General features: G+C 58.1%; 18 protein-coding genes. 11 read left to right on the forward strand and 7 right to left on the reverse strand.

All coding sequences use genetic code 11. The annotated features are described in order from the left end of the window. Position 1 precedes the first annotated feature (1 nt). From E2F50_RS18900 to E2F50_RS18925, 7 genes are all read left to right on the forward strand, one after another. On the forward strand, positions 2-1,018 hold the full coding sequence (locus E2F50_RS18900; RefSeq protein ID WP_133317745.1) for a Gfo/Idh/MocA family protein: 1,017 nt from the start codon (positions 2-4) through the stop codon (positions 1,016-1,018). Further along, entirely contained in the window at positions 1,011-2,078 is a 1,068-nt protein-coding gene (locus E2F50_RS18905; RefSeq protein ID WP_133317746.1) for a Gfo/Idh/MocA family protein, read from the forward strand. Before E2F50_RS18900 ends, E2F50_RS18905 begins: the two co-directional genes overlap by 8 nt. Before the next feature lie 27 nt (positions 2,079-2,105). Further along, positions 2,106-3,182: an ABC transporter ATP-binding protein gene (locus E2F50_RS18910; protein WP_133317747.1), complete on the forward strand. Its 1,077-nt coding sequence runs from the start codon at positions 2,106-2,108 to the stop codon at positions 3,180-3,182. A 115-nt stretch (positions 3,183-3,297) separates the two neighbouring features. Beyond that, a complete protein-coding gene (locus tag E2F50_RS18915; protein WP_133317748.1) occupies positions 3,298-3,501 on the forward strand; it encodes a cold-shock protein in 204 nt (67 codons plus the stop codon). Between the two features lie 340 nt (positions 3,502-3,841). Next, a complete protein-coding gene (locus E2F50_RS23275) occupies positions 3,842-4,003 on the forward strand; it encodes a hypothetical protein (RefSeq protein ID WP_202615485.1) in 162 nt (53 codons plus the stop codon). 597 nt (positions 4,004-4,600) lie between these two features. Then, on the forward strand, positions 4,601-5,422 hold the full coding sequence (locus E2F50_RS18920) for a bifunctional allantoicase/(S)-ureidoglycine aminohydrolase (RefSeq protein WP_133317749.1): 822 nt from the start codon (positions 4,601-4,603) through the stop codon (positions 5,420-5,422). A 635-nt stretch (positions 5,423-6,057) separates the two neighbouring features. Further along, the gene (locus E2F50_RS18925) at positions 6,058-7,371 is read left to right on the forward strand and encodes an MFS family transporter (protein WP_425375405.1); all 1,314 of its coding nucleotides are present in this window, start codon (positions 6,058-6,060) and stop codon (positions 7,369-7,371) included. A 46-nt stretch (positions 7,372-7,417) separates the two neighbouring features. Here E2F50_RS18925 and E2F50_RS18930 read toward each other — a convergent pair whose 3' ends face one another. Then, positions 7,418-8,158: an ABC transporter substrate-binding protein gene (locus E2F50_RS18930; protein WP_245515499.1), complete on the reverse strand. Its 741-nt coding sequence runs from the start codon at positions 8,156-8,158 to the stop codon at positions 7,418-7,420. Positions 8,159-8,390: 232 nt separating this feature from the next. Between E2F50_RS18930 and E2F50_RS18935 the strand changes: the two genes are divergently transcribed. Further along, a complete protein-coding gene (locus E2F50_RS18935) occupies positions 8,391-10,691 on the forward strand; it encodes a putative bifunctional diguanylate cyclase/phosphodiesterase (protein WP_133317751.1) in 2,301 nt (766 codons plus the stop codon). 145 nt (positions 10,692-10,836) lie between these two features. Here E2F50_RS18935 and E2F50_RS18940 read toward each other — a convergent pair whose 3' ends face one another. Further along, on the reverse strand, positions 10,837-12,177 hold the full coding sequence (locus E2F50_RS18940) for an ATP-binding protein (RefSeq protein WP_133317752.1): 1,341 nt from the start codon (positions 12,175-12,177) through the stop codon (positions 10,837-10,839). A gap of 306 nt (positions 12,178-12,483) precedes the next feature. Between E2F50_RS18940 and E2F50_RS18945 the strand changes: the two genes are divergently transcribed. Further along, positions 12,484-13,332, forward strand: a complete 849-nt coding sequence (locus tag E2F50_RS18945) for a MipA/OmpV family protein (protein ID WP_133317753.1) — start codon at positions 12,484-12,486, stop codon at positions 13,330-13,332. Between the two features lie 63 nt (positions 13,333-13,395). Here E2F50_RS18945 and E2F50_RS18950 read toward each other — a convergent pair whose 3' ends face one another. The 4 genes from E2F50_RS18950 to E2F50_RS18965 all read right to left on the reverse strand — a co-directional run bounded on the left by E2F50_RS18950 (position 13,396) and on the right by E2F50_RS18965 (position 19,319). Beyond that, positions 13,396-14,121: a response regulator transcription factor gene (locus E2F50_RS18950; protein ID WP_133317754.1), complete on the reverse strand. Its 726-nt coding sequence runs from the start codon at positions 14,119-14,121 to the stop codon at positions 13,396-13,398. Between the two features lie 102 nt (positions 14,122-14,223). Beyond that, positions 14,224-14,841: a methyltransferase family protein gene (locus E2F50_RS18955; RefSeq protein WP_161974240.1), complete on the reverse strand. Its 618-nt coding sequence runs from the start codon at positions 14,839-14,841 to the stop codon at positions 14,224-14,226. A 138-nt stretch (positions 14,842-14,979) separates the two neighbouring features. Further along, positions 14,980-18,090 (reverse strand): efflux RND transporter permease subunit, encoded by a 3,111-nt coding sequence (locus E2F50_RS18960; RefSeq protein WP_133317756.1) that lies wholly within the window; start codon positions 18,088-18,090, stop codon positions 14,980-14,982. Then, positions 18,087-19,319, reverse strand: coding sequence for an efflux RND transporter periplasmic adaptor subunit (locus E2F50_RS18965; RefSeq protein ID WP_245515485.1), 1,233 nt, complete (start codon positions 19,317-19,319; stop codon positions 18,087-18,089). Before E2F50_RS18965 ends, E2F50_RS18960 begins: the two co-directional genes overlap by 4 nt. Before the next feature lie 300 nt (positions 19,320-19,619). On the opposite strand from E2F50_RS18965, the gene E2F50_RS18970 reads away from it, so the two are divergent. Beyond that, positions 19,620-20,513, forward strand: a complete 894-nt coding sequence (locus E2F50_RS18970) for a helix-turn-helix domain-containing protein (protein WP_133317757.1) — start codon at positions 19,620-19,622, stop codon at positions 20,511-20,513. Positions 20,514-20,552: 39 nt separating this feature from the next. Here E2F50_RS18970 and E2F50_RS18975 read toward each other — a convergent pair whose 3' ends face one another. Next, positions 20,553-22,691, reverse strand: a complete 2,139-nt coding sequence (locus E2F50_RS18975; protein WP_133317758.1) for a TonB-dependent siderophore receptor — start codon at positions 22,689-22,691, stop codon at positions 20,553-20,555. Between the two features lie 313 nt (positions 22,692-23,004). Here E2F50_RS18975 and E2F50_RS18980 point away from each other — a divergent pair, with 313 nt between their 5' ends. Next, positions 23,005-24,009 (forward strand): iron-siderophore ABC transporter substrate-binding protein, encoded by a 1,005-nt coding sequence (locus E2F50_RS18980; protein WP_425375399.1) that lies wholly within the window; start codon positions 23,005-23,007, stop codon positions 24,007-24,009. The last annotated feature ends 35 nt before the right edge of the window (positions 24,010-24,044 follow it).

A 24,044-nucleotide genomic window follows, 5' to 3' on the forward strand; every position in this document is an offset into this window, starting at 1 on the left:
CATGAAGCCTGTTCGTTTTGCCGTCATCGGCATCGACCACAACCATATCTTCGGGCAGGTCAACTGCCTTGTCGAAGCGGGTGCGGAATTTGCCGGCTTCCATGCCGAGCAAGACGATCATCTGGTTGCCGAATTCTCGAACAAGTTTGCGCAGGCCCAGCGGTTTGACGACCCACGCCGGGGGCTGGAGGATCCCGCAATCGATCTCATTGTCACGGCCGCCATACCGGATCAGCGCGCCTCGATTGCAATCCAGGCGATGCTGGCGGGCAAGGACGTGATGACGGATAAGCCTGGCATGACGACGCTGGAAGACCTGGCGCAATTGCGTCGCGTCCAGGCGGAGACGGGACGGATATTCTCCGTGCTTTATTCTGAACATTTCGAGAATCGGGCAACGGTCCGGGCCGGGGAACTCGTGGCCGCGGGTGCGATCGGCAAGGTCGTTTCGACCGCCGGCTTTGGTCCGCACCGGATGCGGCCCGACGGGCGGCCCGATTGGTTCTTCGAGCGCAAGCGCTATGGTGGCATCCTGACGGACATAGCCTCGCATCAATGCGAGCAGTTCCTGTTCTTCACTGGCGTGGAAAGCGCAGAAATTCTTTCCGCCAGCGTAGCCAACCGCGCCCATGGTCGATGGCCGGGCGTGCAGGATACGGGCGATATCCACCTTGCCACGCCAGAAGCGACCGGTTTCATTCGCGTCGACTGGTTCACGCCGGAGGGGCTGTCGACTTGGGGCGACGGGCGCCTGTTCATCACGGGCACGGAAGGCATGATCGAGCTGCGCAAATATGTGGATATCGCCGGCCGGTCGGGCGGCGACCACCTTTTCTTGACCGACGCCAAAGGCGTCACCCATATGGATTGTTCGGATGTCCCGCTTCCCTATGGGTCGCAACTGGTTGCCGACATTCGTAACCGCACGCAAACCGCCATGCCGCAAAGCCGCTGCTTTGCCGCAATGGAACTGGCGCTGAGGGCGCAGGCCAAGGCCGAGGGAGCCGCACATGTCTAGGCGTTTCAAGGTCGGCGTCATCGGTTGCGGCATAGGCCGCTCCCACATTGTCGAGGGCTATGTGCCGCATGCGGACAAATATGAGGTGACGGCGCTTTGCGATCTCGACGAAACCCGGCTGAACACGGTTGCCGACGAGTTCGGCGTGGTGCGGCGGACACGCTTTTCCGACGAACTAATGGCAGATCCGGAGATCGACATTATCGACATCTGCACGCCACCCGCACTGCATACCAAATTGGTCCTGCAGGCGCTTCAAGCAGGCAAGCATGTGGTTTGCGAAAAGCCGCTGACCGGCTCGCTTTCGGAGGTAGACGAAGTGCGCCGTGCGGAAAGCGGCTCGAAAGGCCTGTTGATGCCGATATTCCAGTACCGCTATGGCGAGGGGGTGGCGCAGGCGAAACGCATCATCGACAGTGGCCTTGCCGGCAAGCCTTATGCGGCGACGGCAGAAACCTTCTGGCGGCGCACGGCGGATTATTATGACAATCCATGGCGCGGGCGTTGGTCGACGGAGCTCGGCGGCGTGCTGATGACGCATGCCATCCACCTGCACGACATGCTGACCTATCTTCTAGGACCAATCGAGCGGGTGTTTGCCCGTACCGATACCCGCGTCAACGCGATCGAGGTGGAGGATTGCGTGTCGGCAAGCCTGCTCATGAAAAATGGCGCGCTTGCCTCGTTGACGGCGACGCTTGGAGCAGCGGAAGAAATCAGCCGGCTGCACCTGGCGTTCGAGCATGTCACCTTCGAAAGCAATCATGCGGCCTATTCCCCGGGCGACGGTCCTTGGCGAATCACCCCGGCAAGCGATGAGGCGGGCGAGAAGATCCGGGCCCTGATTGCCGACAATCCGCCTATCGGGCGGCGTTTCAACGGGCAGATGGAAGCCTTCTACGCAGCCCTCGTGGAAGGCTCGCAGCCGCCCGTTACCAGCGAGGATGCAAGGCGGGCACTGGAATTGGTGACAGCCATCTACCATTCGAGTGAGACCCATTCAGATGTGATCCTGCCGCTGAGCGAAACCCACCCGAAATATAATAGCTGGCGGCCTTGATGCGGATGCCGATGGGAGAAAGTCACAATGGCTAGCAGCATTACACTCGATAGGATCGAGAAGCGCTACGGCGCCCTTCCCGTCATCCACGGCATTGATCTGCAGATCCAGCCAGGGGAATTCACGGTGTTTGTCGGCCCGTCCGGGTGCGGCAAGTCCACCCTGCTCAGGATGATTGCCGGGCTGGAGGAAATCTCGGCGGGAGAAATGCGCATTGATGCAGCGCGCGTCAACGAGACAGCGGCCTCTAAGCGAGGCATCGCCATGGTTTTCCAATCCTACGCGCTTTATCCTCATATGAGTGTTTACAAAAACCTCGCATTCGGACTGGAAACCGCTGGCTTCAAGAAGCTACAGATCGAGGAGCGGGTCAAAAAGGCTGCTGACATACTTCAGATCGAGCCGCTTCTACAGCGCAAGCCAAAGGCGCTTTCGGGCGGCCAAAGGCAGAGGGTGGCGATCGGGCGCGCCATCGTGCGGGAACCAAAGATCTTTCTTTTCGACGAGCCCTTGTCCAATCTGGACGCAGAGCTTCGGGTGCAAATGCGGGTCGAACTGTCGAAACTGCACCAAAGGCTCGGCAGCACGATGATCTATGTCACGCACGATCAGGTGGAGGCCATGACCATGGCCGACAAGATCGTCGTGCTGCGCGAAGGGCGCGTGATGCAGGCCGGCCGGCCGCTCGATCTCTACAACAATCCAGCAAACCGGTTCGTCGCAGGCTTTATAGGCTCCCCAAAGATGAATTTTCTTTCCGCCAAGCTCGACACGAACGATGCGTCGCGCCGGACGATCGAGCTCGGCGGTAGGCGGGTTGAACTGGAAAGGCCGATCGCCGCAAGAGAGGGAGAGCCTCTGACGCTTGGTCTGCGACCCGAGCATATTATCGCGCAACAGGAAGCAAACACCCTAGGCACCGCATCGGTGCAGTTGGTCGAACATTTGGGCGGGTCGACCGTGATTTACGCTGCCACGCAGGATGGTCAGCCGACGACGGTTCTTCTGGAGGGACAGCGGCCATTCCGTATTGGGGAAACAATCCCCCTCTCCTTCAACCTCGCCAATATCCATGTCTTCGGGGGAGATGGTCAACGCGTATAAAATATGCAACGGATAGCGTGTTAGTACAAACTACGGAAAAGCATGGTGGACGCGGAAACGCTCTGCCCTATAAAGGGTGATGGCGGCATCCAGCTGCTGATAACAAGGATCGATCATGACTACGGGCACTGTTAAGTTCTTCAACGACGACAAAGGTTTCGGCTTCATCACTCCTGAAAATGGAGGTGCCGACGTATTTGTGCATATCTCCGCCGTTCAGAACGGCAGCTCCCTCTCCGAGGGTCAGAAGGTGAGCTACGAAGTTGGCCAGGACCGGAAGACCGGTAAATCCAAGGCAGAAAACGTACGCCCTCTTTAATGGATGTACCCGCCGCATCGGCCGTCACGACGGCCGATGCATGGCGGCCTGCAGGCTATGCACAGTGCTTTTGTAGCCGAACCATTCGGCCGCAGCGCTAAGTTGAATGCAGCCGGCTACGAGCCGATATGCGGACATGAACTCCGCTATAGATTCTGCTGATCCACCCTACGAAGCTTGTCTCGGGTCGACTGATTGACCGGCTAGATACCCGCGCCTCCTTGGCGTGCCGCAGTAATATGCACCTCAAGCATTGCTCTTAAAGCGGCGCATCCCCATATAGGGGAAGGAAACATGAAGCGGTTTATCAGCGCTGAATGTTCATTTTCAGGAGAACAAAATGACCAATTTGAACGACGCTGGCGCGTCTTCGTCCGCTTATGAACCGAAGGTTCTCGCAAAGAAATATCGCATTTCGCTTGAGGACGCTCAAAACATTATTGCTCAATACGGTTCGGACCGCAAAGCAGCCGATAAAGCCGCTCGTCGCATCGCGGCATGATTCGAAGTCGCCGGGCACCAATGGTGACCGGCGGACCGGTTTCGGCGGAACCGAAAGCCACCCTCAAGCATTCGAGCGATGTTCCGACAGGAACTCATGTCTTAGGCTCTGTTTGAAGGATTATCTCATGAACAATATTATCTGGCTGGTTGGCGCCATTGTTATCGTGCTTGCTATCTTGAGCTTTTTCGGGCTGCGCTGAGATAGGAGCGGAGCCAGAAGCCATTAGCGGAACTTGAGCCTTAACCTCCTCGGCGTCGCCCCGGCTGCTCGTGAACATTTATACGCTCTGTGGTAGCGGTCATAGGATCCGCTCGATCCTCGTAAGAAGATCATGCTTGCTAGAGCCGTGGGGAAGTTGCTGGCCTGCCGGTCGCGCGTCGAATTGGCCCCTAGCCTGGCCGTTTCCCAGAGGTGCACGAGACCAGCCACTGATTTCCGCTTTGGCTCATTTTCTCACTGACCAAAACGAGCCGTTAGGATCTACCGCCGCGGCGGCGGCTGGCAACTTATGGACAACGTTCATGAAGCGTTGCATTGCTTCAAAGCAATGCCAACCATAAAGAATATGCCGTAAGCATGCTCGTGGAGACCAGGATGGAAAGCAGACAAATTTACCCGCAACTCGGCGGCCTGCCTGGTCAAACCGAGCTGCTGTCCAGCAAGGCGGTTTTCACCACGGCCTATGCAGTAATCCCCAGAAGCGTGATGACCGATATCGTCACCAGCCTGCTGCCGCACTGGACGCAGACACGGACATGGATCCTGTCGCGGCCGCTCACCGGCTTTTCGGAAACCTTTTCACAGTATGTGGTAGAAATCGAAGCAGGCGGCGGCAGCGACAGGCCGGAACCGGACGCTCGTGCTGAAGCAGCCCTCTTCGTCATGGAAGGTGCGCCGACAATCGTGCTGGACGGAACGAGCCATGACCTGCGGTCGGGATCCTTCGTCTTCGTCCCAGCCGGCACCCCTTGGACTATCAAGAATACCGGCAACCTGCCTGCCCGCTTCCACTGGGTGCGCAAGAAGTTTCAGGAGGTCGCCGGACTGGAGCACCCGCCTGCGATCGTTTCGCATGAAGATGACCATTCGATCTCGCCCATGCCCGATACGCAAGGGCGCTGGGGTACGACGCGCTTTATCGATCCGGTCGATGTGCGATACGACATGCATCTCAATATCGTCACCTTCGAGCCGGGTGCGACTATTCCCTTCATGGAAACCCATGTCATGGAGCACGGCCTCTATGTGTTGGAAGGAAAGGCCGTCTATCGGTTGAACCAGGATTGGGTCGAGGTGGAGGCGGGTGACTTCATGTGGCTGCGCGCCTTCTGCCCGCAAGCCTGCTATGCTGGCGGCCCAGGCCGCTTCCGTTACCTGCTCTACAAAGACGTCAACCGCCACCCGGACCTTTGGTAGATCGCCAGCACTTCGAGCTGCGGTGCCCAGTAGGCGCCTGATCCTCTGGGGCCAGAGGACCGGACCAGGGTGGGCGCATCTGCGGTGCGGAGCACGAGGGATTTAAAAGTACGTTCCGCGCCTTTGAAGGGTGAAGGAGCAAGGACTTGGCCTTGCAGCATCACTTGCCCAACTGGGCGATCGGGGCGATCAAGACTGGCTCCCGGCCTCACTATGCGGCACGGGGTGCAGAAACGTGCCAATTGTCGTCTAGAAAATATTCCCCATGAACTTGTTCACCGCCTGATCATTGGCCAGGCGGTGATGAAGGTGTGGTTATAGTGGCGTCTTCCGTTGAAGCGCGGACGGTTTCAATTACCGATTTAATGGTTCATTTAATAGTTCCCAGCATATCCCGGGCCTGGGCAGAGGTATCGCTGACATGCACGACGTCGTTATTCTCGTCGAACGGGAGCGTGCTGGACAATCGATAGACAATGATCCTTCCTCTCTGCCCTTGTACGCGGCTGCCACGGTGGCGCGGTCCCCATGAGATCCACGTGCGCACTTCCATTACGGATTGCCTCTTGTGTCTGCGGTTCTAGATCTACACCCGAGCAACTCTACGATCATTGTTCCACAGTCTTGGAGGCAAAATCTTGTCAGACTTATCCGGCACCGAAACCGTGCCTCATTATACGGCCGAGGAAACACGCCACCGCATCTTCGCAATCATGGCTGCATCCTCAGGCAACCTTGTCGAATGGTTCGATTTCTACGTCTACGCCTTTACAGCGCTTTACTTCAGTAGCGCGTTTTTCCCGAACGACGATCCGACCGTTCAGCTGCTGCAGACGGCGGGGGTCTTTGCTGCGGGGTTCCTGATGCGCCCGGTCGGCGGCTGGATCTTCGGGCGCGTCGCGGACCGGCTGGGGCGCAAGAAATCGATGCTGATCTCGGTGTCGATGATGTGTGCCGGGTCGCTGATGATCGCGGTTTTGCCCACCTATGCGCAGATTGGGGCAATGGCCCCTGTCTTGCTCTTGGTGGCAAGACTGATCCAGGGTCTGTCGGTGGGAGGCGAATATGGCACCACCGCAACCTATATGTCCGAGGTCGCCTTGCGCGGCCGTCGCGGCTTCTTTTCGTCCTTCCAATATGTGACATTGATCGGCGGGCAGCTCCTCGCAGTGCTGGTGATCGTCATCATCGAGGCTCTGTTGTCGAAGGAACAGATCACCGCCTGGGGCTGGCGCATACCATTCGTGATCGGTGCGGTCGCGGCCATCGTCTCGATCTTCCTGCGTCGCGCCCTGACGGAGACCCAGAAGGCCGAAGCCCGCAACAACAGCGAGGCGGGATCGCTCGGGGGGCTGTTCCGACACCATACGCCGGCCTTTCTGACGGTGCTCGGTTATACCGCCGGCGGTTCGCTTATCTTTTACACCTTCACGACCTATATGCAGAAATACCTCGTCAACACTGTCCACATGCCGGTGAAGACGGCGAGCTATGTGATGACCGTCGCCCTGTTCCTGTACATGTGCATGCAGCCCGTCTTCGGTGCCCTCTCCGATCGCATCGGCCGCCGCAACAACATGCTGCTGTTCGGGGCACTGGGAGCGCTTACCACCGTGCCGATCCTCAGCACGCTTCAGCACGTTACAAGCCCTGTCGTAGCAGGCGTGTTGATCGTGCTCGCGCTGGCCATCGTCAGTTTCTACACATCGATCAGCGGCATTGTGAAAGCCGAAATGTTTCCGCCGGAAGTGCGGGCGCTCGGCGTTGGCCTCGCTTATGCGGTGGGCAATGCAATCTTTGGCGGTTCGGCTGAATTCGTGGCGCTGTCGATGAAGACCGCTGGGAATGAGCAGATGTTCTACTGGTATGTGACGGTGATGATGGTCATCGCGTTCCTCGTGGCGCTGCGACTGCCGCGTCAGGCGCGCTACCTGCACCACGACCACTGAGTTCGCGACGAAGCCAACAGCGTCCTGATCGGCGTTGTTGGCCCGCTTATCGAATGCTGAAGGGAAAGTATTTTGCGTTGATCGTGTCGTAGGTCTCGCTCGCCTGGATCTTTTCCAAAGCAGCGTTGAACTTCGCCAGCAATTCCTGGTCTGAAGGGCGCAAGGCGATCCCGGCACCGTCGCCGAAATATTCGGTATTCTTGATATCAGCGCCTTTGAACTCACAGCAGCTGCCGGCTTTGGTGTTTGCCAACCAGTCATAGACGGCCAGCTTGTCTTCCAGAATGATGTCGACGCTTCCGTCGGCCAGACCCTTGTAAAGATCGGGAGAGGCCCGAAACACCGTAGTGGAAACATCGCCGTAGAACTTCTTGACGTAATTCTCCTGCGAGGTCTCCGCTGTCACGCCAAGCCGCACCGTTTTCAAATCATCAGCAGACGTTCCCGCAATGTCCGATCCCTTCCGCACGATGAAGACCGAGGGGCTGTCATAGTATTTGTTGGAAAACGCAACCTTCTCTCGCCGTTCCGCACTCATGGACATGGACGAGATGATCGCATCATAGCGATTGGCGAGAAGGTTTGGAATCATGGTTGGCCATTCCTGGATGACGATCTCGCACGTTAGCTCAGCAGCGTCACACAAAGCTCTAGCGACATCCACATCGAAACCTTGAAGGTTGTTCTTAGAATCGAGATAGTTGAAGGGAGGGAATGCGCCTTCGACCGCGATCCGAACAGGTTTTTCTTCGGCAGCGACGCTGGCTGCCCGGCCTGACATCGCCATCAGTGCCAACGCTACGCAACTCAAGGCTAAAATCTTGGCCCTGTTCCCCGTTGTGAATTTTCTCATCGTGAACACTCTTAAGGTTGTGGTCGCTTGATCCGGAATGACGGTGTTCAGCAGTCAAACACAAAACCCTAAAAGCACCCTCAATTTAACAGCGTATTTTTGATATCACTTGAAAAGCCTTTAGTAATTAATAAGGGATATTGTAGAGCCCTCTTGGAGAAGGCTCTTGTTTGCTCATCGACCGTTACGGCGACTTGCGATCCGGGTGAGTTGGACATCATCCAGCTCTCTCCTATTGTTGCTGGCAATCAGCGGTCTCGCCATTCTCGCACTCGTTTTCCTGGCAACCGTTTGGGCAGGAAAGGAGAGCGATGCTGCGGCTCTCGACCGTCAGCGTTCGCTCGTCAACAGCCGCCTCCAGGATCAGGTCCGGCGCGTGTCGCAGGACATTCAACTGATGGGGGCGGGTTTCACATCCCTCCAGGTTGCAGATTCCGCGTCTGCAGCAGCCGGTCGGGCCGGTGTGAGCTCGACCGAAGCATTCGGTAAAATCGCCACGACGGTATTTGGCTACAACGCAGCATTCCTCGTAACCGCGCACGGGGAGCTTGCTCTTCAATCGGACGCTGAAACGGCCAGGCGTTTTAGATGGGTGCGACCGCTACTGCAGCCGATGATCAGCGATCTGGAAGCAACACAAAGCAGCGGCTCTCACCTATCCAACGACGATGAGAAGCCAAGTCGCGTGGAACTGATGCGTCTGGAAGGGCGTCCTTCCATCGCCGGCGTGATAGCCGTGGCAGGTTCAGCACCCGTCGATGGCGCCAAAATTTCCGATGCTAAAAGGTTATATCTGGTGGCATTCCGGTTTCTCGACGGCGCCACGCTCGATATGCTGAGCCGTGAACAGGGCCTGGCGCGAGCCCGTTATGCTCGCACCGCCGATCAGGAGCACAACGAAGTTGCCTTTCAGATCGAAGCAACGGCAACGGGAGAGCCGATCGGCTTCATCATCTGGACACCGGATCTTCCGGGCTCACGGGTGATCGGCCGGCTTGTTCCCGTGCTTTCCGTTGCCGGGCTGGTCATTGCGGTGCTTTTCTTCGCCTTGATGGCCCGTCTGAGGCTGAGCCTTAGCAGGCTGAGTGCCAGCGAATACAATGCCCGTCATTTGTCTCTGCATGACGTGCTGACCGGCCTCCCGAACCGGGCTATGTTTGCAACGCGTTTTCAACAGTGCCTGGGCGACTTGAAGCTATCCGGCGGATCGGCGGTGCTTGCGCTCATCGACCTCGACAAATTCAAGGACGTGAACGATTCCTACGGTCACCCTGCCGGCGATGAGTTGCTTCGGGGCGTTGTTGCAAGGATGAATGCGCTGATCGGCGCCAGCGATACCCTTGCACGACTTGGTGGAGATGAATTCGCCCTGATACTTGCAGGCGCCAATGAAGCGGACGGTGGGCATATCGTCCTTTGCAACAAGATCATCGAAGCCCTGAGCAAGCCTTTCGAATTGCGCGGAGGAGACACGACGGTTCGGATAGGATGTTCCATCGGCATTGTCTCCTTCAACAAGACCAGCGACGGAGAGAGCGAGATATTCAGACGTGCGGATGTCGCGCTTTATGAAGCCAAGAGCAGCGGGCGGGGATGCTTGAAAGAGTACCAAGCCTCCCTTGACCACAGGGTGGAGGCTCGCGAAAGCCTGAAAAAAGATCTTCGGCTTGTGCTTCAGGATCGTGAATTCGGTTTGGACGAGACAGAGGCATTTCATTTCCATGATGCGGGTCATCTAGAGGTGTTCTTTCAGGGCGTTCATCCAGCTTCGGACTGGGACCGGCTTACGGGTGCCGAGGCTCTTGTTCGCTGGCGACACCCAGTTCACGGTCTGCTGTCTCCGGACAGGTTCATCCCAATTGCAGAAGAAGCCGACATGATGGATCAGCTTGGCGAATGGGTGCTGCGAAATGCAGCGCTGGCCGCTGCGAGTTGGCCCCCTGAGATGTTGCTCGCCGTCAATGTATCCCCGTCGCAGCTCCGCCATCGAGGTTTTGATAACCGTGTGCTCTCAGTCCTGTCTGAGGCAGGACTGACGCCGTCACGACTTGAACTCGAACTAACAGAAGCAGCGTTCTTTGATATTGATGAACAAGCCCAAGCGACGCTTGGACGCCTTCGGGATCATGGGGTCCAAATCGTTCTGGACGATTTCGGTACCGGCTTCTCATCGCTCAGCCACCTTATTCACCTCAACATAGACCGCATCAAGATCGATAGATCCTTTGTGAGCCTGCTGGGCACAAAGGCCGAGGGCGCGGCGATTGTTTCAGCCATATTGGGCTTGAGCCGCACGCTTGGAAAGGCGACCACGGCAGAAGGTGTCGAGACGGAAGGGCAGCGCGATTTCCTGATAGCTGCGGGTTGTCACGACCTGCAAGGCTTCCTGCTTTCCCGGCCCGTGCCCTCGGTGGAGTTCAGCGCCTCCATTCTACTGGCTGATAAGAAGCCGGTCGCCGGGCGTTAAGCCATTTAAGCAAATTGGCTCCCAACTTGCGTGGGACAAGCTGACCTTTATCGATTGCATGCATAGGCCCATTCCGACTTCCCTACCGAAAGAGATATGCTGTCTATACTTAGAAGATAGCGAATTGCCTGGTATCCAATGGACTTTAAGGTCTCGGATTGCGGGTGCTTTCGCTCCCGCCGAGCGGGATGGTGAGGCGGGCGATCAAGCCCTTCGGTTGTCTGTCCAGCAGTTCGAGCGCGCCGTGATGTGCTTCGACAATTTCCGACACGATCGAGAGCCCAAGGCCGAAACCGGCATCGGCATCCCGCCGTGCTGCATCCAGCTTGAAAAACGGCTCGAGAACCCGGTTACGGTACTGGTCCGGAATGCCCGGACCATCATCCGCGACCTCGACGACAGCCTGTCCCATACCTTCGCTGAGGGTAACCTCAACCTTGGTTCCAAATTTGACTGCGTTCTCACACAGATTGGTAACGGCGCGGGTCAAGGCCAGAGGCCTGAACTCTGCAACCAGCCGTGACGGACCCTGATAGGTCACGTCGTGCCCCATATCAGCAAATTCATCGCAGACCGTCTGCAGGAGGGAGGCAAGATCGGCGCGTTGAGCTTCCTCGCGCTGATGATTGTCGCGAAGATAGTCGAGGCTTTCCTTGAGGAGATGGTCGATCCGCTCGACATCTGCAAGCAACCCCTCGCGGACCTCGTCTTCCTTCACACGTTCGGCCCGCAGCCGCAGCCGCGTCAACGGCGTGCGCAGGTCATGACTGATCCCGCGCAGCATTCGGGTACGCGCTTCGACCATGGTCGATATGCGCCTTTGCATGCCATTGAGCGCCCTGGCCAAGGCGACAATCTCGACACTGCCCCGCTCCTCGAAAGGCGCCGGCCCGAGCGAAATGTCGGCTTTCATTGCCGCGGACGCAATCCGCCGCAATGGACGGGTGATGGCCCAGACGGCAAACACCGAAAAGAGGATGATCAGCGTGACCAGGGCAACCAGGTAGTTCGAGCCGAAGCTCAGTGCGTCGCCGCGCAAGAAACTCGGCGGCATCCGCGTCAGGACGAGAAGCGTTTGCGCGTCGACCTTGGCCGCCATGACCCGCTCCGTTCCGACAAAGGTACGCCAGCCACCAAATGGCACCGTTCCATTGTCTGGTGGAAAGAGCCAGTCGACCGCCAGAGTTAGGAAAGCTTCGTCCGGCGAAGATGCTTTGAACTGCTCGGCGTAAGAGATCGGCTGCAGTGAGAGACGCCAGCTGCCGCGATTGGCGACGGCTACAATGGCGTCTCTTTCGGAAGGACTTGCAGCGCTCAAGACCGAAGTGACGGCAGACAGCCTATCCGAAATGCCTTCCAAATCCGGGCCATTGTAATCGGAATTCACCCAGCGCTCGAGCGTCGAGCCGGCGACGATGACGATCAGAAGACAAACAAGAATGATGGCAGTGATTTGCCCTTGAATTGTCGAACGCGGCCAAACCATGCGATATCCCAAGCGACCTCCCAAACGACACTTCGGAACTTGCCGCTGGTGCATCCGGCGATGGCGAAGCTTCCGATTTTGGCAGGATAATGATTACCGTCGAAATCCATAGTTAAGTTTTGTGTCGTTGTGAAAGCCTATTCAATATCAGGCTTGTGGTTCGCTTTCCCCAATCGCGCCTATCGGCTCTGCAACAAAGCGTAACACAAAGACACGCCGCACAAGCTGCGTCCATGACAGGACAGAGGCGTTGCATACACGGGCCGCAGCGATTGCCGAGGACCGTGTCAAATCACTGGAGCACCCATGTCCTTTACCCGAAGCATTGACCGGCGACTTCTCGCAAGCGCCCTATGCATCACTGTCATGCTCGCCGGCACAGCATCGAATACATTTGCCGCCGATGCCAGCCTAGCAGAGCAGACCCCTGAGCCGCCATTCGACCAGGAGCGGTTTGACAACAAAAAGCCTGAGCGCAATTGGAGCTTGATCGTCGGCGCCGGCGGAACCTACGAGCCGGAATATGAAGGCAGCGATAAGTTTGAAATCAGTCCCATTCCCGTGGTCGTATTTACCTATGGGGATTGGCTGGAAATTGACCCGACAGGCGTCACCGTCACCGCCCTCCGCCACGAGGGTTTCGCGCTTGCCGCCAGGGTCGGATACGAAAGCGGCCGAGACGAGGACGATGGCGATCGTCTGAGAGGGCTTGGCGACATAGACTTCGCTGCGACCGTTGGCGCGAAGGCATCATATCAGTGGCAGGCACTAGAGCTCTACGCGACGCTCGATCAGACGATCGACGGCAGCGAAAGTCTCATCGGTACTGTGGGTGCCGAATTCCAAGCGCCCGTCACCGAGCGGCTGATCCTGGGCGCCGGTGTAGAAGCCGTCATCGCCGACGACAATCATATGGAGGCCTATTTCGGCGTTAACGCTGCCCAATCCGCAAGATCGGGCCTTCCGCAGTACAAAGCCGAAGCCGGATTGAAGCGCGTCAACATTTCCGCTTCAGCGACCTATATGCTGAGCGAAAACTGGCTTGTTCGCGGTGAGGCAGGCCTTGGCATCCTGACGGGCGACGCAGCCGACAGCCCGATCGTGGAAGAAAAGCTGCAGCCTTCCACGTCCGTGTTTGTCGGCTACAAGTTCTAGATCGCACTTGAAATGAGATGACAAAAGGAGCCGGGCCATCGCCCGGCTTTTTCCATGACCAGGTTACGACGCCTGATCGACACTGGCGGTGAACATGTAGCCGCCGAGCCTTACTGTCTGGAGAAGCACCGGGTTCTTCGGATCCGCCTCGATCTTCTGGCGCAGGCGGCTGATATGGACATCGACACTGCGTTCAATCGGGCCGGCAAGTCCCGTATGGGTGAGTGAAAGGAGTTCCTCGCGCGTGATGACACGGCCGGGATTGCGGCAAAAAGCCAGGAGAAGGTCGAACTCGGTGGTTGTCACTGCAACGCGGGCATTGCTCGGATCATGCAGCTGCCGGCGCAGCGGATCGATCTGCCAGCCCTCGAAGCGCAGCTTCCGCTGGACGGTCGTATTCGCAAGTCCATAGGACGCCCTTCTGAGAAGGCTCCGGATACGCGCTACCACTTCGCGTGGGCTGAACGGCTTGGTGACATAATCGTCGGCTCCGACTTCCAGCCCGACAATGCGATCGATCTCTTCTCCAAGCGCCGTCAGCAGGATGATCGGCGTCGTCCGTTCCGCGCGAACGCGCCGGCAGATGCTCAAGCCATCCTCGCCGGGCAACATGACGTCGAGAATGATGAGGTCGAACTCGTTGTTGCGCATCAGGGAATTCATCACATGCCCGTCTTCTGCGACCGTGGCAATCATCCCGTTTTCCTGCACGGCAAGGGCAAGAAGCTTGCCGATTTCCGGATCATCTTCGACAATCAGAATTTTTGCATTGGCAGGACTTGTTTGCACAGCCGTTTCCTTTTTGAAAGCGCGCACACTACGCCGGGCGCAGGTTGCAAATGTTTCGCTTCATTAAGTTTTGTTACGCCGGCTGGAAAGGCTTGGCCACAGCTAGATCGGCAGGGACCAGACGACCGGCAACAGGCCGCCGGCCTGTGCAAGCCTGACGAGATCTATGGCAAGCCACGCCCCGACAAACACAACTCCATCCCGCAGGCTTCCTACGGCCCGTGCAGAACGCAGGGGCACGTCCTCGCATTCCCGCCAAAGCGACAGATCAGGCCAGAGCCTCGGGACAACCATCCTGTAGTCGTCAAAGCCCTGCCCATATCGACTGCTGAGATAGGCCTCCTCGCCGCGCATGGCCATGTCGAAGGCCAGATAACCCGCCAACACGAAGACGGCCATCGACAAGAGGCTGCCGGTTTGCGCGCCGATGCCGGCTATGCCGACCAGGCTGAAGAAGTAAAGCGGGTTGCGAGTGATGGAATAGGGTCCGAATGTGACGAGCTCAGCATTCTTCCGGCCACCGATATAGAAAAGAGACCAGGCTCGCCCGGCAATGGCCAGGAAGATCGCAAGGGCGCCGATGATCTCCAAGATGGCATTGACCAACGGAAGCATTGGCGGCGCAGAGGTGACTGAAAGCAGGCAGAAGGCGAGACCGCCCAATGCCCGGAGCGCGTTGATGCGGTAATGCTGCAGAAAGGGAACACGAACGTTATTCATGATTATTTCAAGCCTCATGGGAAAACTCTGATGGTTTTCCCATGAGGTCGGCTGCTTTGAATTTTGGTTTTGTTTCAGTATGTTAAGAACTGCGAACGGATATAACGGAGCCGGCCCTGCGGGTGACCGGCTCCGCCGTTACGCGCCATGCGGCTTTGGCGCGCCATCTTCAGCATCGCTCTGAGCTGCTTCGGCCGACTGGAGGAAAGGCCCGAGAGTACCGCTCAAACGATCGCTGAAACTGGACATGATAAGGTGCAGCGAGGGGATGACGATCAGCGACAACACCGTGGAGACAAGCAGCCCACCGATCACAGCAATCGCCATGGGAGCACGGAACTCTCCTCCGTCGCCGACACCGAAGGCCGATGGCAACATGCCGCCGGCCATGGCAAGCGTCGTCATGATGATCGGCCGGATGCGTTCCGAACAAGCTTCGACGACAGCCTCCGTGCGGGAGAGACCATGGGCCTCCCTTTCGACCGCGAAATCCACCAGCATGATGGCATTCTTGGTCACGATGCCCATCAGCATGAGAATGCCGATCACCACTGGCAGCGATATGGAGTTACCGCTGAGCAGAAGTGCCGCGGCAACGCCGCCGATGGAAAGCGGTAAGGAGGCCAGGATGGTTAAAGGCGACAACACGCTCTTGAACAGAAGGATCAGCACGATGAGGACGAGCATGATCCCGCCCCCCATGGCAACTGCAAAGCTTTCGAACACATCGCCTTCCGTGTCGGAATCGCCAGTGGCCTGAACCCGCACGCCATTGGTGAGGTTCTTGACGCTGTTCAATTGCAGCAACCGTTCGAGCCCCTGCCCCGACGTCAGCCCGGTTGCCATGTCGGCGGTGATCTCGATGCGGCGCTGCCGATCGAAGCGATCAATCGCGGCGACGGTTTCATTGAACCCTATCTCAGCAACGGCGGACAAGGGCACTTTTGTTCCATCGGCTGCGGGCACGCTCAAAGTTTCGAAAACGGAAAAGCGGGCCCGCGCAGCACGATCAAGCACCACCCTGATCGGGATCTGTCGCGACCCCTCGATGAAGTTCGCCAGCCTGCTGTCGACGTCGCCGATCGTGGATATGCGCATCGTGCTGGCAATCGCTGCAGCCGATATTCCGAGCGTTGCCGCTTTGTCTGCAAGCACGGTCATTCTCAATTCCGGACGCAGAGCAACATTGTCGCTGGCAGGGCCAACGAAGCTGGCATCCTTGCCCATGTCGCTGATGATCGCGTCTGCCGCTTTCTGGACGGCCTCACCATCGCTGCCGAGCACCGCAAAGGAGACATCGCGGCCGCCGCGATTGTTGAGGAAACGAAGTCGCACATCGGGGATGGGATCCAGTATGCCTTCGATCTCTGTTTCGATAGCGAAGGACGAGCGGCCCCGCATCGATTTGTGCACCAGATCGATCGAGACGACGGCGTGGCGTACGTCCTGCTGGCCACCCATGCTCGCACCGGCACGCACAAGAACACCTTCGACTTCAGTGAGTTTTTGGATCTCGACTGCGATGTTATCCGTCACCTTGCGGGTCTCACCGAGCGTTGTGCCAGGCGGCAGCTCCACGGTGAGCATCAGCCTTCCCGTATCCTCTTCCGGCAGGAAGGTCGTCGGCACCGAAATCAGCGAGATCATGGCAGCCGCAAACAGGACGAGAGCTGCTCCCGCCGTCACCCACTTCCAACGCAAGCTCAGCCGCAGCATGCTTTCATAGGCCGACGCCAGCCTACCCTTCCGCTCAGGCGTCGCGTGGCTGCCGGTCATCACATAGGCGGCCATGATCGGCGTGATCAAGCGGGCGACGAGGAGAGAGAAGAAAACGGCAATGGCGACGGTCAGGCCGAATTCCCGGAAATAAAGGCCGACGACGCCACTCATCAGGCCGACCGGGGCGAACACTGCAATGATCGTTGCGGAAATCGCAATCACCGCCAGGCCGATCTCGTCGGAGGCATCCAGGGCTGCGCGGTAGGCAGACTTCCCCATATTGCGATGGCGCACGACGTTCTCGATCTCGACGATCGCGTCGTCCACGAGAATTCCTGTCACCAGCGTGATCGCAAGAAGGCTGAGGATGTTCAGCGAGAAGCCGAGAAGGTCGATGGCGAAGAAGGTCGGTATGATCGACAATGGCAGCGCGACGGCTGCGACAAGCGTAGCGCGCCAGTCGCGCAGGAAAAGAAAGACGACGACGATCGACAGCGCTGCGCCTTCCAGCAGAGTATGCATCGCCGATTGATAGTTTCCGGCCGTATAGGAGACATTGTCATCGACGAGAGCGAGGCGAAGGTCGGGACGGCTCCCGGATAGCTTGGCCACAGCCGCTGCAACCACTTTTGCAACGGCCACATCACTCGCGCCCTGGGAGCGGTAGACGGCAAATCCGACGATGTCCGTTCCGTCCAAGGTCGCAAAATTTCGAGGTTCGGCGATGGTATCCCGGACGCTTGCCACGTCATTCAGCCGCACCGAGTTTTCGCCTGAAAGAGAGACCCGCTGTTCGCCGAGTTCCGCGACAGTCCGAGCCGCAGCCGCGGTGGTCAAGACCTGTTCGCGGCCTTCCATGTCGCTGCGCCCACCGGACCGATCGATCTGGGTCTGCATGATCGTTTCGTTGACTGCGCTTGCCGAAAGCGAAAGCGCCTGCAACCGGTCCGGATCAAGTTCGACATGGACTTCCCGATCCGCGCCGCCGACGCGCTCAATGCGACCAACACCGGCAAGTCCCTGCAGGTCGCGAGACACAACGTCGTCAACGAACCAGGACAGTTCCGCGACTGTCATGTCGCGGCTGGACACGGCGTAGGTGACAACCGACTGGGAATCCTCCTCTATTCGTTCGACCACCGGCTCGTCGATCGTGCCCGGCAGATCGCCGCGGATCCTGGCAACCGCATCGCGCACGTCGTCCATCGCCCGATCCGGCGACACGAGACCGAGCTTGAATTCCACAGTCGTTACCGACCGGCCCTCGCCAATCGTCGATGCCAGTTCGTCTATGCCCGGAAGTGATGCAATCGCGTTTTCGATCAGCCGGGTGACCTCTGTTTCCAGCTCGACAGGCGTCGCACCAGACTGTTCCACGGTCACTTGAACGGCCGGGGTGACGATTGTGGGGAAATAAGTGACGGGCAGTCGGCTGAAGCTGTAGAGCCCGGTGACGGTCAGCACCACGAACAGCAGAATGGATGGAAGAGGGTTGCGGATGGCCCATGCGGAGATATTGCCATTCTTCATCGTACGGCTTCCTTTTCCTCAGCTGCGGGAAAAGCGGCGGCGAGATTGCCTGCAGATGGCCGGCCGGAAGTGGCGATCACCGGCCGGACCTTCTCCTCGGCCTTCAGGAAGCCGCCAGATTTGAGAACCACCATCTCTCCGTCGCTCAGTCCCTCCATGATTTCCACGGAACCGTCCTGACGGGCGCCGATGGTGACCGTGCGAAGGTCGGTCACCCCGTCCTTGACCACGAAGACGCTATTCTCGCCGCTCACGGTCTTCACGGCGCTGCCAGGCAGGAGGATATTCCGCCGTGCGGATGCGATGATATGGCCACGCGCGAAGATGCCAGGCTTCAGCCCGTTGCTCTCGTCAAGCTCGATCCGGACTTCACCGCTGCGCGTCGCGGGATCGAGCTCCGCAGCACTCAGCCTCAATATTCCGCCAAGCGGACCGGAATAACCGGGCAGTGTAATGTCGGCATACATGCCTTCGCGAAGCCGCACGAAGCTGGTTTCTGTCACATGGGCAACGAATTCCACGATTGCGTCTTTGGCAATAACAAAAAGCGGCCCCGATGATGCCGATGTCATCGCGCCGATACGCGCTGCCCGCGTAAGTACCAGCCCTTTTTCCGGGGCTCTTACCGTGCTGCGCTCGATCGTCAACTCGATCTCTTTCCGTTCTCGGGCGATGATCTGCGCATCTGCCTGAGCAAGCGCCAGCGACTGGCGCGCTAGCCCCAGCTCAGCAAGCGCACGGGCATGGGCATTTTGATGCTCGTCGAGCAGCTGCTGCGAAACCGCCCCCCTCGGCTGCAGCGCACGACTGCGCTCCAGCACCTTTCGGGTTTCCGCCTCCGTCACCATTGCGACGTCGAGCCTGCTCGCCTCTACCGCAACGGCAGCCTGAGCGCGTAGGATGCTGACCGCATTCTTGTCGAGCAACATATGGGCGTCGGTGGTATCCAGCAGGGCCAGCGGCTGGCCCTTTTCGACATATTGCCCCGCCTCGACGAGGATATGTTCGATGACCTGTCCCTGGATGAAGGGATGAACCTGTATCGTTTCTTTGGCGGCGAGCGAGCCCACGACCGGAATTTTCTCCGTCACCATGGCCTGCCTTGCAACGACCACCGTCACCGGCATCTGCTCCTGCGCTCCGGAGGCAGACAGAAAAGCGAGCCACAGGAACAGAGCCCCTAAGACCGGACGCGCCTGCGACAAGAGTGATCGCGAAATACCAGCCATGAAACAACCTTCCGTTTGATCCGAGATGCCTTTGCATCTTGGGATGATCCGGATGGGACCATAGTGATCACCCTGCCTGCCGGTATGTCATCACGTTAAGAAACGTTTCTATGGCAGCCCGTGGCGCCAATTCATCGGCAGCGGCAAGGGCAAACTCCTGGTAAACACGGCAAACTTGCGGATAGAACATAAAGTTGATAACTGGCAGAAGCTTTATTGACCGCATCATCGTTTTAGGAAAACGAACAGCCATCCGGTTTGCAATTTTGCATCCGTTGTCGCTGCCCTGGAGCTTGCAGTTTGGACTTTTGGCATTCTATGGTCTGGAAGACCGACGGGATACAGGTTGTTGCTCCGGTCAAATGGCGGTGCCTCGATGGCCTCGTCGGCGTTTTCTGGGAAGCGGAAAGCCAACCTGGCGCACAAGGCTATTATCTCGCCGAGGATCCGCGCATCATGATCTTCTCGGAAGACGTCTCGTCCCGCGTGAGGATTTCGAATGATAGCGGTGATTTCGTACGCAACCACAGGCCGATGACGCGCGCCATCTACATTCCGGCTGGCGTGCCCATGTGGACGACGAGCAGGTCACGGCATCGCTTCTCCCACCTCAACCTTCACATGCATCGGGACCGCGTGATGCGGTTTCTCTCCCCCTCGATCGGAAGTTCTGCAGCGCTGACTGCGCTCAAGCGTCCCGTAGAAATTCAGGACATTGGTCCGATCGAAACGCTGGCGGGACTGGTGGTCGATGAGATCTCCGCTCCTTCGCGGCACTCAGCCTTTGCGGAAAGCCTTGTTGGCAGCATCGTCACCGGCATGCTGGACATACCGAGTGGCGAAGGAAAGACGACAAGCGGCCGCCTGACGCAGGCGCAGATGAACAAACTCACCGCCCGCATCGACGCCCGAAGCGATTGCCGGCTGACGATCCAGGAAATGGCAGAAACCGTCGGCCTTTCCGAAAGCTGGTTTGCCAGCGTTTTCAAGCAAACGACCGGCAAGAGCCCGCTGCAGTGGCAGCTTGCCAAGCGTATCGAGCTTGCTAAGACGCTTCTGATGCAGGGCAACCTGCCGGTCGCCGATATCGCGGTGCAGCTGGGTTTTTCGGATCAGGCTCACCTAACGAAGGCATTTCGACAGGCGACCGGCAATACACCGGTCGCATGGCGGCGAGTACAGCAACTGCTCTGACAGGCTAAGCCCCCTGCAGCAGCAGATGGGGCTGAGGATTTACCAGGTCTGGCGCAAGGTCGCCATGATGACCCGGCCGGGATTGTAATAAACGCCGCCATCATCTTGGCTAGCAATGTGTTTCTCATCGAACAAATTGTTGGCGTTCAGCTGGAATGTCGTGTTCTTCTGGATCTTGTAGGTGAAGGCAGCATCGAAGACCACTGCGCTTTCCGATTTGCCGGTATTGGTCAGATCCAGATAATAGGAGTCCAGATAGCGCGCACCGAGGCCAAAGCTCATGTCGCCTCGCGCACCCTCGCCTTCCAGCGTATAGGTGCCCCAGACAGAAACTGTGTGCTTGGGAACCCGCATCAAACGGTTGCCGTCGTTGGCACCGCCGGGCTCGTCGATTTCAGAATCGATGTAGCTATAGGCGGCGATCAGATCGATATTGTTGGTCACCTCGGCCTTGGCTTCAAGTTCGACGCCGCGATGCCGGACCTTTTCAACCGATGTCGGCAGATAGGTGACGCTGTCATAGACGGTAATGTTGCCCTTGGTCAGGTCGTAGACAGAGGCCGTGAACAAGGCAGGAAAAGCGTCTGGCCGATATTTGATGCCCACTTCATACTGCTTGCCGGTCGTGGGATCGGTACCGAGGCCGGGCGGTGCGGCGGATTCGCCATAGCTTGCAAAGGTGGCCAGTTCTTCGGTGATCTTGTAGCTGACGCCAATACGCTTGGTGAACTCGCTATGGCTGTCTGAGTCGGAGGCACCCGTGAGCTGGTTAGTTTCGCTCAGGTCAAACCAGTCGTTGCGCAAGCCAAGACTTACCATCAGCTTGTCCGAAAAGGTCAGATCCTGCTGCAGATAGATTGCCTTGGTCTTCTGATCGATGGCCATGCTGTCGTAAGGCGCCAAAGGACCTGGCCCGCCAGAATAAATGGGGTTCTCCCAGTTGATGGGCGGCGCAGACGTGTAGAACGTGTCGGTGTCGGCCTCGAAACTATTGTATTCGGTGCCAAGCAGCGTGCGACTTTCAACTGCCTCAAAGCTTGTCTCATAGACCAGGTTCGCATCGATAATGAACTGTTCCGTCGACTTGTCGCTGCCGAAGAAATAGCGGTCGGCGATGTTTGAGCCATCAGTCCTCGTGTTGGACAGATAGGCGCTGCCGAATGCGTCATCCGATTTGCTGTAACGGGCATTGGACGCAAAACTCAGCCCGTCACCGAAATCATGGTCGAACATGACGCTGTAGGTGTTCCGGTTGGTCGTCCTGAAATAGTAATCCGGCTCGCCGAAGAACTCGTCCCGATCAAAATCCGTGCCGAGGGGCTGGCCGCCGCTCCCCGGTACGCCGTCTCTGTCCAGGTGGTCGAAGACGAATGAAAGGCTGGTGACATCCGTTGGGCGCCAGGTCAGGCCACCCATGATGAAGTTTTCATCGTTCTGGGAATAGTCGTATTCCGCGTCCGCCCGCTGGAACTTGCCGGTCAGCCGGTATGACAGCGTATCGTCCTCGGTGATATTGTCACCCAAATCGAAGCCAGCCTCTTTGTGGGCAAACGAGCCGCCTGTCCCATAGACCTCGCCGAAACGCTCGGTCTTGGGCAGCTTGGTGACATAGTTGACCGAGCCGCCCGGCTCGGCGGCGCCAAAGCCCGCAGAACTTGTTCCCTTCAGAACTTCGATGCGCTCATAGGCGTAAGGCTCTTCCCGCGTACCGGCGAAGGTCCTGCCGATCGCAAGCCCGTCGCGATATGTGTAGGGCGTAAATCCGCGGATATCGAAGAAATCATAGCGATCGTCCGAGCCGTAGAAATCTGTCACGACGCCAGCAGTATATTGCACGACCTGTTCAACGCTATCGGCGCCGCGTTCCTCGACTTCCTTGGAGGTGATGACGGACACGGATGCGGGTGCAACAAGGATGTCAGTCGGCAATTTGCCAGCGCCGGTCGTCTGCGTCGCGACGACGGAATTGGCGTCGTTGCTGGTGTCCAGCGCCGTGCTTGAGCCATTCCCTTGGAGAACGATTGGCGCGAGCGTCGTATCCGAACCCGCCGGTTGAGTGTCCTGACCCAGGACAACAGCCGGGGTCAAGGCGACGAGCGCGGTACAACCCAGGAGAACTGCCCTCCTGTAACGCTTAAGGGCTCGTCTCGGGTTACCTCTTGTGCGTTCCATGTCCATGCTCTTCTGATCAAGTTGATGTGGCAGCAGCAACCTCCGACAGGCAGAGGCTGCGATCGAGACTGAAGAAAGATGTGGCTGGACAGAATTGCTGCTGGAACCAGATCCCCTTCGAACAGTCCCACCATCAAGCCCCATCATACCCCATACCGCTCCTAACTTGAGTAAACTTATCTAGTATTGTATGTTTTCCCAGTTTTGTAGGTTTCCACGGAAATCTCGCCTTCCTTCCACTCTGTATCTGCGCAAGCGTTGACGATAGCGGCTGAACCTGAGACTGGAAGTCACCAATAGTCCAGGCGGAGGTTGCACCATGCTGCCAGTCTTTGATCATGCTATGCGATTTGCTGCCTCGTGCATGCTGATCCTCTTCGCCGCCGCCGGAGTTCAGGCGGCAGATGGATCCTCGAGCTATCCGATTAATATCAAGCACGCGCTCGGCACGACGATCATCACCAAGAAGCCGGAAAGGGTTGCGACGGTCGCCTGGGCGAACCAGGAGGTTCCGCTTGCGCTGGGCATCGTGCCGGTCGGCATGGCGGCCGCCAACTTCGGCGACGACGATGGCGACAGGATCCTCCCCTGGGTATCGGAAAGGCTTGTGCAGCTCGGCGCCGAAAAGCCCATCCTTTTCGACGAGGGCGACGGGATCGATTTCGAGGCAGTGGCTGCGACGCAACCGGACATCATCCTGGCTGCCTATTCCGGCCTCAGCCAGCAAGACTATGACACATTGAGCCAGATTGCTCCGGTCGTTGCCTATCCGGACGCTCCCTGGTCGACCGATTGGCGCACGATGATCCGCTTCAACGCCCTAGGCCTTGGCTTGGCTGCCGAGGGCGAAGCGCTGATTACTAAGATCGAAGCGGAGATCGCAGCAGCCGTCGCAGGCCATCCGGAACTGCGCGACAAGACGGCAATGTTCATCACCCATCTCAATGCCGCCGATCTCAGCACCATCAATTTCTACACGACGGACGACACGCGGGTAAAATTCTTCGCTGACCTGGGCTTGAAGTCGCCGAAGAGCGTGGTGAATGCGTCCTCGCCCGGCAAATATGCCGGTTCGGTCAGCGCGGAGCGGATCGACGATTTCGATGATGTCGACATTCTCGTCACCTATGGCGACAAGAGGCTGCTCGACGCGCTGGAAGCCAATCCCCTGATGGAAAAAATGCCGGCCGTGCAGAGAAAATCCTTGATCACGCTCGGCCGCAATCCAATTGGCACGGCCGCGAACCCGACACCACTTTCCATCCCCTGGGTCCTGAAGGACTACGTCGCCCTGCTCGCCGACGCCGTCAAAAAAGCGGAATGATGCCTGCGCGGATGAAGACTCTCGCCCGGCCCACC

Origin of the sequence: Rhizobium deserti, assembly GCF_004358025.1 — a bacterium.
Lineage (GTDB): Bacteria > Pseudomonadota > Alphaproteobacteria > Rhizobiales > Rhizobiaceae > Neorhizobium > Neorhizobium deserti.